14 protein-coding genes are annotated in these 13,146 nt (G+C 45.7%); 6 read left to right on the forward strand and 8 right to left on the reverse strand.

Features of this window, described 5'->3' with window-relative positions; all coding sequences use genetic code 11:
• Positions 1-120: 120 nt before the first annotated feature.
• The 6 genes from H70737_RS07135 to H70737_RS07160 all read right to left on the reverse strand — a co-directional run bounded on the left by H70737_RS07135 (position 121) and on the right by H70737_RS07160 (position 6,600).
• Positions 121-1,047: a sensor histidine kinase gene (locus H70737_RS07135; protein WP_042185926.1), complete on the reverse strand. Its 927-nt coding sequence runs from the start codon at positions 1,045-1,047 to the stop codon at positions 121-123.
• Between the two features lie 20 nt (positions 1,048-1,067).
• Positions 1,068-1,829 carry an ABC transporter permease gene (locus tag H70737_RS07140; RefSeq protein WP_042185928.1) on the reverse strand — a complete coding sequence of 254 codons (762 nt, stop codon included), beginning with the start codon at positions 1,827-1,829 and terminating at the stop codon, positions 1,068-1,070.
• Positions 1,822-2,745, reverse strand: a complete 924-nt coding sequence (locus tag H70737_RS07145; protein ID WP_036675740.1) for an ABC transporter ATP-binding protein — start codon at positions 2,743-2,745, stop codon at positions 1,822-1,824. Before H70737_RS07145 ends, H70737_RS07140 begins: the two co-directional genes overlap by 8 nt.
• A gap of 82 nt (positions 2,746-2,827) precedes the next feature.
• Positions 2,828-3,520: a response regulator transcription factor gene (locus H70737_RS07150; RefSeq protein WP_042185930.1), complete on the reverse strand. Its 693-nt coding sequence runs from the start codon at positions 3,518-3,520 to the stop codon at positions 2,828-2,830.
• A gap of 209 nt (positions 3,521-3,729) precedes the next feature.
• Entirely contained in the window at positions 3,730-6,309 is a 2,580-nt protein-coding gene (locus tag H70737_RS07155; RefSeq protein WP_042185932.1) for an FAD-dependent oxidoreductase, read from the reverse strand.
• A gap of 6 nt (positions 6,310-6,315) precedes the next feature.
• On the reverse strand, positions 6,316-6,600 hold the full coding sequence (locus H70737_RS07160) for an ArsR/SmtB family transcription factor (RefSeq protein ID WP_042185935.1): 285 nt from the start codon (positions 6,598-6,600) through the stop codon (positions 6,316-6,318).
• A gap of 103 nt (positions 6,601-6,703) precedes the next feature.
• Here H70737_RS07160 and H70737_RS07165 point away from each other — a divergent pair, with 103 nt between their 5' ends.
• The 4 genes from H70737_RS07165 to H70737_RS07180 all read left to right on the forward strand — a co-directional run bounded on the left by H70737_RS07165 (position 6,704) and on the right by H70737_RS07180 (position 8,697).
• A complete protein-coding gene (locus H70737_RS07165; RefSeq protein ID WP_042185937.1) occupies positions 6,704-7,024 on the forward strand; it encodes a rhodanese-like domain-containing protein in 321 nt (106 codons plus the stop codon).
• Between the two features lie 9 nt (positions 7,025-7,033).
• The gene (locus tag H70737_RS07170) at positions 7,034-7,447 is read left to right on the forward strand and encodes a rhodanese-like domain-containing protein (protein WP_197071272.1); all 414 of its coding nucleotides are present in this window, start codon (positions 7,034-7,036) and stop codon (positions 7,445-7,447) included.
• Complete coding sequence (locus H70737_RS07175) at positions 7,447-7,809, forward strand: rhodanese-like domain-containing protein (RefSeq protein WP_042185939.1); 363 nt, start codon at positions 7,447-7,449, stop codon at positions 7,807-7,809. Before H70737_RS07170 ends, H70737_RS07175 begins: the two co-directional genes overlap by 1 nt.
• Before the next feature lie 261 nt (positions 7,810-8,070).
• On the forward strand, positions 8,071-8,697 hold the full coding sequence (locus tag H70737_RS07180; protein ID WP_156113072.1) for a hypothetical protein: 627 nt from the start codon (positions 8,071-8,073) through the stop codon (positions 8,695-8,697).
• A gap of 43 nt (positions 8,698-8,740) precedes the next feature.
• On the opposite strand, the gene H70737_RS30650 is transcribed toward H70737_RS07180, so the two are convergent.
• The gene (locus H70737_RS30650) at positions 8,741-9,196 is read right to left on the reverse strand and encodes a hypothetical protein (protein WP_156113073.1); all 456 of its coding nucleotides are present in this window, start codon (positions 9,194-9,196) and stop codon (positions 8,741-8,743) included.
• Positions 9,197-9,418: 222 nt separating this feature from the next.
• Here H70737_RS30650 and H70737_RS07190 point away from each other — a divergent pair, with 222 nt between their 5' ends.
• Together H70737_RS07190 and H70737_RS07195 are read left to right on the forward strand one after the other, a co-directional pair.
• Complete coding sequence (locus H70737_RS07190) at positions 9,419-12,250, forward strand: glycoside hydrolase family 3 protein (protein ID WP_042185943.1); 2,832 nt, start codon at positions 9,419-9,421, stop codon at positions 12,248-12,250.
• Positions 12,251-12,287: 37 nt separating this feature from the next.
• On the forward strand, positions 12,288-12,701 hold the full coding sequence (locus H70737_RS07195; protein WP_042185945.1) for an HIT family protein: 414 nt from the start codon (positions 12,288-12,290) through the stop codon (positions 12,699-12,701).
• A gap of 69 nt (positions 12,702-12,770) precedes the next feature.
• Here the strand turns inward: H70737_RS07195 and H70737_RS07200 are convergent, their stop codons facing one another.
• Positions 12,771-13,103 (reverse strand): hypothetical protein, encoded by a 333-nt coding sequence (locus H70737_RS07200; RefSeq protein ID WP_042185947.1) that lies wholly within the window; start codon positions 13,101-13,103, stop codon positions 12,771-12,773.
• Positions 13,104-13,146 lie beyond the last annotated feature (43 nt).

The raw sequence follows: 13,146 nt of genomic DNA on the forward strand, positions 1-13,146 counted from the left end.
CTTCTGCCAGCCCTTCAACGCAAAAAGACTCTTCTATATAAATAGAGGAGTCTTTTTGATTGGAATATTTTTCAGGATAAATGGTTCCACAAATCGTTGTCGGTCCCCTTTACATTCAAATTAATTAGCTAAGACATTGCCAGCATCGCCTAGTTTCCAACGGCAGGTCATTATCAGCTTCTCACCCTCCAGTTCGGCTGTCAGCGTGCCACCCATTTTATTCATTAGACTTTTGGCGATGGAGAGACCCAGCCCGGAAGCTTGAGAAGATCGGGTACGGTCTGCGGTATAGAATCGGTCAAATAAGAGGTTAATATCGCTTCCGGCTAGTTCCTTCGCATCGTTTACTATCGTTAAGTCAGCTGTTACCTGCCGTCGTTCGAAACGGATTTCCACATACCCGGTCGCGTGTTTGACCGTATTGACAAGTAAATTCTCGACAACCCTCCGCACAGCGGACTCATCGGCGTATACGGATACATTTTCCTCAGGTAGCCGTATATCCGGTGTAATATTGCGTTCGTTGAAAGAATCGTAAAATCCGACCAGAATTTCCGAGAGTAGGGCCGTCATCCCAAGCTTTTCGGTATGTAGAGGATAATCTAGCGATTCGATCAAGGAAAGCTCAAAAAAATCATTCAGCAGTGCCTGCAGCCGTTTCGTCCGATTTTTAACGATGGCAACATATTCAAGTTTTTCATCAGGGGTAATTGACTCATCCTCCAACAGTTGAATATAACCGAAGATGGAGGTGAGGGGGGTACGGATATCATGTGAAATATTCGCTACAGCCTGACGGAATTCTTGTTCGACACGTTTTCGTTGGGCTTCCGCTTCGACGATTAAATTAGATTGACGATTGATTTGTCCCGCAAGTGCCTCAAGCTTCTGGTCGAATAGAGCCACATCGATTTTTTTACCGGTTGATCGCTCATTGTAGGTATGCAATTGCCCTGTTATCCGCCCTAGCTCTCGCCTTAACATCAACAAACGGAAAAGCAGGAGAGCTCCTACCGCAAACAATATGATTGTCAGAATAAGCAACACTCTCCTGCACCTCCTATTTATTATTTGATTTCTTTTCTGTGGAATACGAGAATACCGAGTACCCCGGAAACGGCTATTGTCAACAACGGTACAAGTAAAAGCGCTGGCCAATCTCCACTGTCGATACTGGGCTTACCGATATCGCTCACCAGTTTGAAGATGGAATAATCGTACAAATTACTAAAGAAAGAGATCTTCGAAACTATACCAGCCAAAACCGTATCGATCATAAGGAAGAAAATCATTGAGAAGCCGATAGTTTTGCCGCTGTCGGTTAGGATTACGGTGAACAGCGCCCCGATGGCTGCGTAACCAGCTGTGTACAACAACGTTAGCCCGAGGGCTCGCGGTATAAAAAGTGTAGTGCTTCCTTCCGGCAGATGACCGAAGCCCGAAAGCAGCGTGACTTCGACTGTGCTGACAATAGGAAAGACGAGAGAAATCGCCATGGCCCCAACTGCGAATACGATTAGTTTTGCCGCGAACAGCCGGCCTCTGGTGTTGCCCGAAGATGCGATCGTCTTCATGACTCCCGTGGAATATTCGTTAGAGATAAAGAATCCAGCCAGAATGGCTACGCCGAATTTAATAATGTAGGCATTGCTTGAAATAAAGGTAGTCAGAAATTCAGCGCCGGTGATCTGAGGTTCCCCATTGGACCGATGATCAAAATAATATAGCAATGGGTAAGCAAGCGAGAGAACGGAAAGTGCCAATAGAAAAGTCCAAAATGATCTATTCTTACGGAGCTTGAAAAACTCGACTCTGATCAGATTATACATTTGGATTCCCCCCAATCCGCTTCGTAAAATAACTTTCCAAGTCTTCACCCATAGGCATAAACTTCTCGATCTCGAGGCCTGCAGAGAATAACGCTGTTGATACTTTGCCTGGCTGCTCAATACGGCTATACAACTTGATGGTTCCATCCTGCATCACTTCGAAATCGGCCGTACCCAGCTCGTTCTGAATGACGGCTGTTGCCTTGCCCGGATCATCCACTTTGATAAACAAATACTGCTGACATTTCTCGTTTAATTCCTCCGCAGTGAGTTGTTCAAGCAACTGACCGCGATGAATAATGCCATAATGACTTGCCATTAAATGCAGCTCACTTAGAATATGACTTGAGATCATTATCGTAATGCCAAGCTCACGGTTTAGTCGCTTGAGCAGTTCGCGCATTTCGACGACACCCATCGGATCTAACCCATTGGTCGGCTCGTCCAGAATCAGAAATTCTGGATCTCCCAGCAAGGCGATGGCAAGACCTAACCGCTGCTTCATTCCAAGTGAGAAATTCTTGGCTTTCTTCTTGCCGGCGCCCTGCAGTCCAACTTGCTCTAGCATTCTAGGAACGCAATCTTTGCCGGGAATACCACGTAGAATCCGGTTTGCTTCTAAATTTTCGCTCGCAGTCATATGGGGGAACAAAGCGGGACTCTCGATAATCGAGCCGATTCGCTTACGAGCCTGGATCAAGGCCTGCTCTTCACTGGCTCCGAACAGCTCGATCGTCCCCTGAGTCGGAAAAGCAAGTCCGGTCACAATCCGGATTAATGTTGATTTTCCAGCTCCGTTTTGCCCAATAAAACCATAAATAGAGCCTTTACGGATTGACAAATTGACTTTGTCCAGCGCTGTATGGCCCTTGAACTTTTTGGATAGCTGATTTGTTTTTAATACATACTCGTACATCTCGTCTTGGCCTCCTTTTCGTGATAGACCAAGTATAGAATTGAAAACATAAGAAGAGCTAAAGCCAAATCTTAAGAATGTCTTAAGGCTTGAGCCGATAACCTATGCCCCATACTGTCTCGATAAATTCGCTTCCTGGTGCGGCCTTGGTTAGCTTGCTGCGCAAATTGCTCATATGGACATTGACCGTATTGTCATCCCCGTAATATGGCTCGTGCCAGACCCTTTCGTACAAATTCGCTTTCGTGAACACCTTCTTAGGGGCCGACAAAAGCAACGAGAGAATCTCAAACTCTAGAGCTGTGAGCGTCAGTTTCGCTCCATTTGCCGTAACCGACATCGCATCTCGATGAAGTACAAGGCCCTGATGCTGGAGCACGTTAGGCATAGCCGATTGCGCAATCCGCGAATACAAACGTAGATGAGAATCGATCCGTGCAGAGACTTCCTCAACGTCGAAGGGTTTCGTAATGAAATCATCCGCCCCCGCCCGCAGGGCAGATACCTTGGTCTGGGGCTCACCCTTGGCTGAAATGATAATTACGGACATATCGACCCGCCCGGCAATCTTCTCAAGTAGTTCCTCTCCCGACATGCCAGGCAGCATCAGATCCAGTAGCAGCATGCTCCATTGACGTTGCTCCAGATAGAGAAGTGCCTCCGTTCCCGAGTAAGCAGGTTGGGGGATGTAGCCACTTTTCTTAATAATGTTGCACAGCAATCGGTTGATGTCGCTGTCGTCCTCAGCAACGAGAATATGTATCGGGTTATTCATTTAATCTCCTTATTCCACCTAAAATAGGTCATTATTCGGATGAATGCCTATTAAATAGGATAGCAGGTTTTAGATTCTGTATCCAGATCCAGCCAATTTCTGCATTTTGGTTATTCAAATCTATATCACCGATTCTGGTGAGTTCATTTTTATATAACAAAGAGACTCTTCTATATAAATAGAGGAGTCTCTTTGTGGTGTTAAGGTATTTAGATAAATAGATTATGACTAGATTGATCAGCTTGACCGAGGTAATATCCTACACCGCCGATTCCAACACCGTCGATCAGTTCTTCACGGGTAATGCCCATAAGATCCATAGACATTTGGCAGGCAACGATCTCGACACCTTGGTCGACAGCCATCTGAATCAATTCTTCCAAAGAAGAGACATTATTGTTCTTCATTACAGAGCGGATCATTTTGGAGCCCATGCCCATCATGTTCATATTCGAAAGCGTTAGCTTCCGACTGCCGCGGGGCATCATTGCTCCGAACATTTTGCCGATGAAATTTTTGTTCACAGCCACTTTTTCATCCTTGCGGATAATATTGAGACCCCAGAAGGTAAAGAACATCGTCACTTTTTTGCCGCTGGAGGCTGCTCCGTTGGCAATGATGAAAGAAGCGATCGCTTTATCCAGATCACCGCTGAATACCACCATCGTACTTGCATTATTAGTTTGGACGGGTTGTGCTCCTGCTGGTTCGGATTCCGCGGTAATGCCTTTGCGCAGATAAGCTTCAATCATGCCAGTAGGCAGCTTCGTTAATTGCAAAAGCGTGTGCTTCGACATGCGAGCCCATGCCTTAATATCTTCATAGAATCCCGGATCGGAAGCCGTTACCTTCAAGACTTGCCCGTCCAAGAGCGGGTCCATGCTCATCTTGACTTGGATCAGCGGCCCAGGGCAGCATAGTCCGCAAGCATCAAGCACGGAATCAGGTGTTAGATTCAATTCTTGTTCGGCAGGGGTGGATATAGATGCGCTGGTGTTGGCTGCGAAAGCTGTAGTATTGGTATTGGCTGTAGCAGTCCCACTCCCAGTGCTAGTGTCAGTCCCCGCCGGTGCTCCCGTTGCTGCGATTTCTTTACGGACTGCTGAAATGCCTGCGTTTGGCGTCAGGCTATCTTTTTTTTTAGGCGAATATTTGCTCAGTTGATACGTCTTATAGCCTCCGGTCAGATTCTTCACACGGAAACCTTTTTGCTGCAATATCCGGGAAGCCGTGTAGCCTCTAAGTCCAACTTGGCAATACACCCATATTTCTTTATTAGGGTCAAACTCGGCTAGACGACCACGCAGATCATCCACAGGGATGTTAATGGAGCCTTCAATATGACCGTTGGCATGCTCGATTTCCGAACGTACGTCAACTAAAATGGTATTGTTGTTGTCACGACCTTCTAAATCCTTAGGAACGAATACTGTAGTCATGCCTTTCAAAATATTTTCAGCAGCAAAGCCAGCCATATTCACTGGATCTTTAGCAGAAGAGTAAGGAGGGGCATAAGTAAGCTCCAATTCCGTTAAATCAGTGACCGTACCTCTAAAGCGAATCACTGTAGCGATATCGTCGATACGTTTATCTACTCCACTGTAACCCACAGCTTGTGCGCCGAGTACTGTACCTTTTGGATCAAAAATCAGCTTCATAGATATTGGAGTTGCTCCCGGATAATAAGTTGCATGAGAGCTTGGATGTACGTAAATCACGTGATATGGTAAGCCCAAACGTTGTAATGTTTTTTCGTTATTGCCGGTAGAAGCACCCGTGACTCCAAAAACCTTAATAATAGAAGTCCCTTGTGATCCTTTGTAAGTAGTGCCTAGACCGCTGACGTTGTCCGCAGCAATCCGTCCTTGCTTATTGGCAGGACCAGCTAGTGGAATAGCAGTTTTAGTTCCGTTCACGAAATCAACCACCTCGACCGCGTCACCTACTGCATAGACCTGATCCAAATTTGTTTCCATGCGCTCGTTGACCAAGATATGGCCGCGTGGACCGAACTCTAAACCACTATCCTTCAGGAAAGAGGTATCCGGCGAAACGCCGATGGCCAACAGAACCATATCACTTTGAAGCACAGTGCCACTTGCCAACTGAACCTCTATTTGTTCACCCACTTCTGCAAACCCCTGGACCATATCGGAAAAAATAAGATTAACGCCATGCTCGTCGAGCTCTTTTGCCAAAATAGAAGACATTTCAGTATCGAACGGAGCTAAGATTTGTGGACCCGCCTCGATCAAGCTTACTTCCAGACCTGCTTCTCTGAGGTTCTCCGCCATCTCAACACCGATAAACCCACCACCGATCACAACGGCGGAACGAGTGCCTTCGGCTGCGACTTTGGTTTTGATTTTGTCGGTGTCGGGAATGTTGCGCAGCATGTGAATTTTGGAACTCTCGATACCAGGTAGATTCGGACGAATCGGTTTAGCGCCGGGTGATAAAATAAGCGCATCATAGCTCTCTTCATAGGAGCCTTTTTCTATACTTTCTACTCTTACTTTCTTGTTCACAGGGTCGATAGACACCACTTCACTTTGAATCCGAACATCGATGTTAAAACGTTTATGCATCGCCTCTGGTGTCTGAACCAGCAGCTTGGAGCGATCCTGAATGGAACCTCCGATATAATAAGGCAGTCCGCAATTGGCAAAAGAAATGTACGGATCACGTTCAAACATGATGATATGAGCCTCTTCATCTAATCTCCGAAGCCTGGCGGCCGCTGATGCGCCTCCTGCAACTCCTCCGACAATCAGTACTTTTTTACTCATGATGTTTTATTCCTCCCCTAAAAATAGCTGAATTAGATGTTTGATTTTCTCGTCTTTAACAGAATAGTTAATTTCCAGTCCATTACGTTCGGTTTCGACAATGCCTAGAGCTCTAAGCTTCTGCAAATGCTGGGATACCGTAGATTGTGGAAGGTCGAGACAGTCCTGCATGAAGCTAACGTTGCAGCTGCCTTTTTCAAGCAGACCTTTAATGATGCACAAGCGAACGGGATGAGCGATTGCCTTTAGGGTTTCGGCGGTTTGATTATAGGCTTTGAAATTTTTGTCCATGGTTATGAACTCCTCGCTTTACAATATCCTTATATCGTAATATTATGATATAGTGATATTAAAATCAAGTTATTTTTTAAAAAAAGAGAAGGAGAGATGCTCGATGTCTTTTAAAATTTTAAAGGAAATTACCCCTCAGCAAGTGGCGGAACGTCTGAAGAATGGAGAGGCTCCTACGCTGCTGGATGTACGCGAACCCGCCGAATGGGTGGAGGGACATGTGATCGGTGCGAAGCATATTCCGCTTGGGCAGCTGTTAATGCGTATAGATGAACTAGATCCTAATGGAGAGATGATTGTAATGTGCTTAAGTGGTGGTCGAAGCGGATTGGCTTGTGAGCTGCTGAGCGAAAAGGGTTATAACGTTGTGAACATGACGGGTGGATTAAGCGCTTGGACGGATGATTTTTTGGTACGGGGGTAATAGATGAACATGATGTTTAGGATCCTACTGAGTATAGTAATTGCTTTTAGTATAGTAAGGTTCTTACGTTCCGCTTGGCCAGTCCGTTCACTCTCCTATGTAGAAGCCCGTGACGTTCGCGAATTAGCAGATCAATCACTGGACATGAAAATGCTCGATGTTAGAGATGCCGTAGATTATGAGAAGGATAGTATCCGTGGCTCGATAAATATATCGATCGGGCGGTTAGCCTATGTCTGGCAACATTGTCTATCTACTGACGATTCGGTTCTAATCCTTGCTGATAGTTACTATAAAAGAAACAAAGCTGCGAGAATTCTGTATAAACAGGGCTTTCGAAAGTTATATGCGGTAAATGGTGATTTTTTAGGAAGTAAAAGAACACTCTCCGACATTTCGGTGAAAGGTTGTTGTGAAGGATAATGGATTTAAGCTCATTAATGTCCCGTCTCGGATTTGGTAAAAGCGCAAGTGTAAGTGTAAGAACGTTAAAGGTGTCAGAGTTTCGGAGCGAAATGGAGCAATCCAAAAATAGGCTGCTGATCGATGTCCGCGAACCGGATGAATACAAGAGTGGATTTATTCCGGGGGCGAAAAACATCCCGCTGTCTCAGTTGGAAAAGCGGCTCGGTGAAATCCCTAAGGATCGGGATGTGTTGCTCTACTGCCGCAGCGGTATGCGAAGCAAAAGTGCAGCGCGGATTCTGAGCAAGCAGGGGTATACTCGCCTTGCACATTTGCAGGGCGGGGTAAGCAGCTGGAATGGGAAGTTGAGTCGACGGTAACTGAACTAATTTCTCTGAACAAACTCTAATAGAGCTAACTCCAAATGAGCTTACTAAAGCTGGCTTTGCTTTAACGCAACGTACTTAAACCAATTAGCTTTTTTGATGGATAAGTTAAATTTTGCTGGATCTATCATTGAATGTAGAGTGTTTATTGACAGCATCAGAAAGTGAATACTATACTTTTGAGGAATAGGACGAAGCACGTCCCGTACCCATATTGGGTGCGGGATTTTTTTATGCCAAGAAGGAGGGTGACGTATGGGATTTACGGAGGAGCATCGTAAGTGGGTAGAGGATCATATTAGTAGAAGAACGGGAGAACGGCGGGGGAGATTGGAGCGTGGACATGGCCATGGTGAGCGGATGTTTTTGGAGAAGGTATGGTGGCCTATGATGGGGCATTTCAATAATCTTCATCCTGAATATGAAGTGTTGGATTGGCGTAGTAAGCCCTACTTTGTTGATTTTGTGTGGAAGCCTGGCCAGGTTAAGTTTGCGTTTGAAGTTAAAGGCTACGGCCCACATGTGCAAAATACAGACCGAACACGCTACAGACAGGAGCTGAATCGAGAGACTTATCTGCAAATCGCGGGTTATCGGGTCGTGGCGATTCCTTATGATGATCTGGATGCGAATCCTGAACTTACGATTACTTTGCTAAGACCATTGCTGATGCCTTACCTCGCTGTGAAGATGGAGGAGCAGGGGGAGTTTAGCCGACTGGAGCGTGATATTTTGCGGATTGCGGTTCGCACGAATGGGTGCATTCGTCCGGTTGATTTGGTGAGGGAGCTTGGGATTGATAAGCGTACGGCTCGAAAAGGACTGAGTGCTCTCAGCCAAAAAAGGAAAGTTCTCCCCAATAGTTTCTCAGGAGAGCGGTAGAGTCTGCAAATATGAATATATCCATTCCTTAAAGGATATTCAGTTATGGTAAGGCAATTAAAATACCCCAGATGCGACCCAAAAGGCTGAAATTGAGCAAAAGAGGGGTAGAAATACCCCAGATGCGACCCAAAAGGCTGGAATTGAGCAAAAGAGGGGTAGAAATACCCCAGATGCGACCCAAAAGGCTGGAATTGAGCAAAAGAGGGGTAAAAATACCCCAGATGCGACCTAAAAGGCTGGAATTGAGCAAAAGAGGGGTAGAAATACCCCAGATGCGACCCAAAAGGCTGGAATTGAGCAAAAGAGGGGTGAAAATACCCCAGATGCGACCCAAAAGGCTGGAATTGAGCAAAAGAGGGGTAAAAATACCCCAGATGCGACCCAAAAGGCTGGAAATGAGCAAAAGAGGGGTGAAAATACCCCAGATGCGACCCAAAAGGCTGGAATTGAGCGAAAGAGGGGTAAAAATACCCCAGATCAGCCCTCTCCAATCCACCTCGTCCCGTTATCATCCGCATCACTTCACCAAGGGAGACGGGCGAGCGAAGCATACGATAAATCTCTAATTTTGACCTGATTTTCACTTAGATTGTTTAGGTGTTACTTATCAAGCTAATCTTCTATGATTAAGTTGATAGACCAGATTTGTGTTAGACACAGACAACTACCTCGAGAACATATGAAACCGCTATCAACTTGAATCGAAGGAGCGATTATGATGGAAACAGTGACATCTAAATATCCATTTCAACAGATTGATTTACCCTTAAAAGACCGAGTGCAGGATTTGATCTCCAGATTAACGCTTGATGAAAAAGTAAGCCTGATCCCCCAGTATCAAGCGGCCATAGAGCGTTTGGGCGTTGGAGCCTATAAGCATGGTACAGAAGCGGCGCACGGAATCTCCTGGCTTGGAAAAGCGACCTCTTTTCCTCAACCAAGCGGACTGGCTTGTACTTGGAATCCAGAGCTAATGAAGGAAATCGGCTCGGCTATTGGAGATGAAGCAAGAGCATTTTACAAAAAGAATCCAACGGTGAATGGCCTGACGTTATGGGCACCAACGGTGGATATGGAGCGTGACCCACGTTGGGGTAGAACGGAAGAAGCCTACGGTGAAGATCCAGAGTTAACTGGACAACTCAGCACATCACTTGTGCAAGGAATCCAAGGCGATCACCCGGTTTATTTGAAAGCGGTCGCAACGCTTAAACACTTCCTAGGGAACAACAACGAAATCGAACGCGGAAATTGTTCCGCCAGCATCGATCCGAGAAATATGCGTGAGTATTATCTGGAAGCATTCAAGCCTGCTTTTCAAGAAGGTGGCGCGCAGTCTATGATGACCGCCTATAACTCGGTGAATGGCGTGCCTGTTATTCTTCATCCGGCAGTGATGGATGTTGTCAAAGGCGAATGGGACATGGACGGTTTTGTCGTCAGTGATGCTGGTGATTTATTCGGGATTGTGAAAGATCATAAGTATTATGAATCTTTTGCACAGTCGATGGCGGAATCTATCAAAAACGGTATTGACAGCGTAACAGAAGAAACTGAAGAGACGATCAAGGTTCTTCATGAAGCACTAGACCAAGGCCTACTGGCAGAGGAAGATCTGGATCGTGCACTAACTAACACATTTAGAGTTCGTTTCCGTCTGGGAGAGTTTGATCCCGCTGAAGGTAATCCATACACAGCAATCGACGATTCCGTAATTCTTAGTAAAAAACATGCCGCACTTTCCTTGGAAGCTGCCAAACAATCCATTGTGCTGCTGAAGAATGATCAGGCAACATTGCCACTGAGCAAGACTGAATTAAACAAAGTGGCGATTATTGGTCCACTTGGCGATGAAGCTTTCAGAGACTGGTATTCCGGCACATTACCTTATGGAGTGACTCCACTGCAAGGTGTTAGTAAGAAACTGCCTGGTAAACAAGTTACTTTTGAGAGCGGCGCAGATCAAATCATTCTTACCTCAGCTGCAAACGGCCAAGCCATCGGAATCACGGGTGAGGACGGAAGGCTGGCTGTACAACATGACATAGCAGAGCACGGAGAATTGTTCCAACATACCGCTTGGGGCTGGACTAGCAATACTCTGAAGGCGACAAGTCGTGGACAGTATGTAACTTTAAGCGAAGCGGAGACACTTACAGCATCTGCTGATGAAATCTACGGCTGGTTTGTAAAAGAATCCTTGAACATCGTCCCGGAAGCTGAGGGTAAAGTCTCTTTGCGGACTTGGAATGACAAATTGATCTCTGTGAATGCTGAGGATGGCACGCTGCAGGTTGCTGATCAGGTCGCAAGTGCGGACGCTCGTCTTTTCAAAAAGAACATCGTTACAAACGGACTGGACGCTGCGGTAGAAGCTGCCAAAGCAGCTGAAGTAGCAGTGGTTTTTGTCGGTAATCATCCACTCCTTAATGGAAAAGAAGAAATCGACAGACCTGATATTATACTTCCGGAAGAGCAGGAGCGCCTGGTCAAAGCAGTCTATGAAGCGAATCCAAATACAGTGGTAGTTATTGTCGGCAGTTATCCGATTTCTTCCACTTGGATTGACGAGAATATCCCGGCAGTATTGTATACATCCCACAGTGGACAAGAGCTTGGTAATGCGGTTGCAGAAGTGTTGTTCGGAGATTACAGTCCTTCTGGTAAGCTGAATATGACTTGGTTCCGTTCTGTGGAGCAGCTGCCTGAGCTGATGGATTATGATATTATCAAAGGTAAAAGAACCTATATGTACTTTGACGGTAAGCCATTGTATCCTTTTGGTCACGGCCTAAGTTATGCTGAAGTGAATTACAAGAATCTAAATTTGAGTACAAAGGAACTGCAGCAAGACGATACGCTTAACATTGCCGTTCAAGTGGATAATACTGGTGCAGTCGATGGGGACGAGGTTGTTCAGTTATATGTGCAAGCTTTGAATTCCCGGGTCAAACGTCCGATTAAGCAGCTGAAGGGTTTTGAAAAAGTGAGCACCGCCGCAGGTCAATCGAATACTATAGAGTTTGCATTACCAGTTACAGAGTTAGCATTCTGGGATGTTACACGCGAACAATATTGCGTCGAAAATGGAGAATACGCAATTTTGATCGGCTGTTCTTCTGCTGATATTAAATTATCTTCAGTAGTAACGGTGAAAGGGGACATCATTCCTTCCCGTAATTTATATAACAACACCAAAGCAGAGAACTATGATGACTACGAAGGCGTATATCTGGACGAATGCAAAGCAGGCGGGGCTTCGGTACATCCGGTAAAAGAGGGCGCTTGGATCGCTTTTAATGACGTATTGTTCGATCATGGAGCAGTAGCAATTGAAGCTCAGGTCTCCTCTGCAAAAGGTGGCAGCATTGAGATCAGAACCGGAAGCGCAGCTGGGAAACTGGTTGGAACCGTGACCGTCCCTTCTGGTGGAGTTCTGCAACAGTGGAGCACATTGAAAGGCGAAGTATCCGTGGAGACGGGTACTAGCGATGTTTATGTAGTTTTTAACGGTGAGGTGCTTCTCAGCCGGTTTCAATTTAATCAATAATAGAGATGACCTTTGATTATGGGATGGAGTGTGCTATATGGAGTGTTTGGGGTGTCGGATTGCTAACGGAATTGAGCCTAACGTAAAAGTAGTATATGAGAATGAATTTATTACTTGTGTGCTAGATATCGCTCCGTTTAACGAAGGACATCTCCTGATCCTTCCTAAAAAGCATTATTGGGATCTCGAAGAAATCGATTCAGAGACTTCCTATGCGATAATGGACGCATCAAAGAAGCTGTCAATCGTCTTGAAGGATCTATTCAAACCAGATGGCATAAGCATATGCCAAAATGGCGGGAAGTTTAACGACCTGACCCATTACCATATGCACCTCATCCCTAGATACGAAGGAGACGGATTTGTTTGGAGTGAACCACTACACCCGCACGGTGCTGAGAATTTTTTAAGTCACACGCAAGCAAAGATTATTGGTGTTTTAAAAAAGTAATAAACATAAAAAGGGCATTCCTGAAGCAATATCAGGGATGCCCTTTTCCTTTTGTTATAGAGTAACGCTCTAATCACATCCGCCACCGCCACCAGCATCTCCGCCACCGAAATCTCCCCCGCTGCTGTGCCCGCTATCCCCGCCCCAGCTATGACCGCTGTCATGTCCAGAATGGTGATGGGAGTCGCTCCCGTGATGTTGATGGTGATGTTGGTGATTAGAATGATTCGGGTTATTTGGATCCAGCAGATCTGGATGGCTAGCTGCCATAAAAGACATGCTGGCGGCGTCATCTCGTCTATTTCTCTCAAATCTGTTACTGTTCGAGTTTGAACCATTACTAACTATGGACTGTATGATTATAAATACAACGACTCCAATAAACAGTATCCCAAAGACCATTAGATCGCCCTCCTAGTTGTTCATTATAAGCTGTATTCACTTA

Source organism: Paenibacillus sp. FSL H7-0737 (assembly GCF_000758545.1).
Classification (GTDB): Bacteria; Bacillota; Bacilli; order Paenibacillales; family Paenibacillaceae; genus Paenibacillus_AQ.

Coding starts and splice junctions, on each gene's coding strand:
- H70737_RS07150 (WP_042185930.1), bottom strand. CDS start 3,520: ATGAATAACCCGATACATATTCTCGTTGCTGAGGACGACAGCGACATC.
- H70737_RS07140 (WP_042185928.1), bottom strand. CDS start 1,829: ATGTATAATCTGATCAGAGTCGAGTTTTTCAAGCTCCGTAAGAATAGA.
- H70737_RS07200 (WP_042185947.1), bottom strand. CDS start 13,103: ATGGTCTTTGGGATACTGTTTATTGGAGTCGTTGTATTTATAATCATA.
- H70737_RS07170 (WP_197071272.1), top strand. CDS start 7,034: ATGATGTTTAGGATCCTACTGAGTATAGTAATTGCTTTTAGTATAGTA.
- H70737_RS07155 (WP_042185932.1), bottom strand. CDS start 6,309: ATGAGTAAAAAAGTACTGATTGTCGGAGGAGTTGCAGGAGGCGCATCA.
- H70737_RS07145 (WP_036675740.1), bottom strand. CDS start 2,745: ATGTACGAGTATGTATTAAAAACAAATCAGCTATCCAAAAAGTTCAAG.
- H70737_RS07165 (WP_042185937.1), top strand. CDS start 6,704: ATGTCTTTTAAAATTTTAAAGGAAATTACCCCTCAGCAAGTGGCGGAA.
- H70737_RS07195 (WP_042185945.1), top strand. CDS start 12,288: ATGGAGTGTTTGGGGTGTCGGATTGCTAACGGAATTGAGCCTAACGTA.
- H70737_RS07175 (WP_042185939.1), top strand. CDS start 7,447: ATGGATTTAAGCTCATTAATGTCCCGTCTCGGATTTGGTAAAAGCGCA.
- H70737_RS07160 (WP_042185935.1), bottom strand. CDS start 6,600: ATGGACAAAAATTTCAAAGCCTATAATCAAACCGCCGAAACCCTAAAG.
- H70737_RS07180 (WP_156113072.1), top strand. CDS start 8,071: ATGGGATTTACGGAGGAGCATCGTAAGTGGGTAGAGGATCATATTAGT.
- H70737_RS07190 (WP_042185943.1), top strand. CDS start 9,419: ATGGAAACAGTGACATCTAAATATCCATTTCAACAGATTGATTTACCC.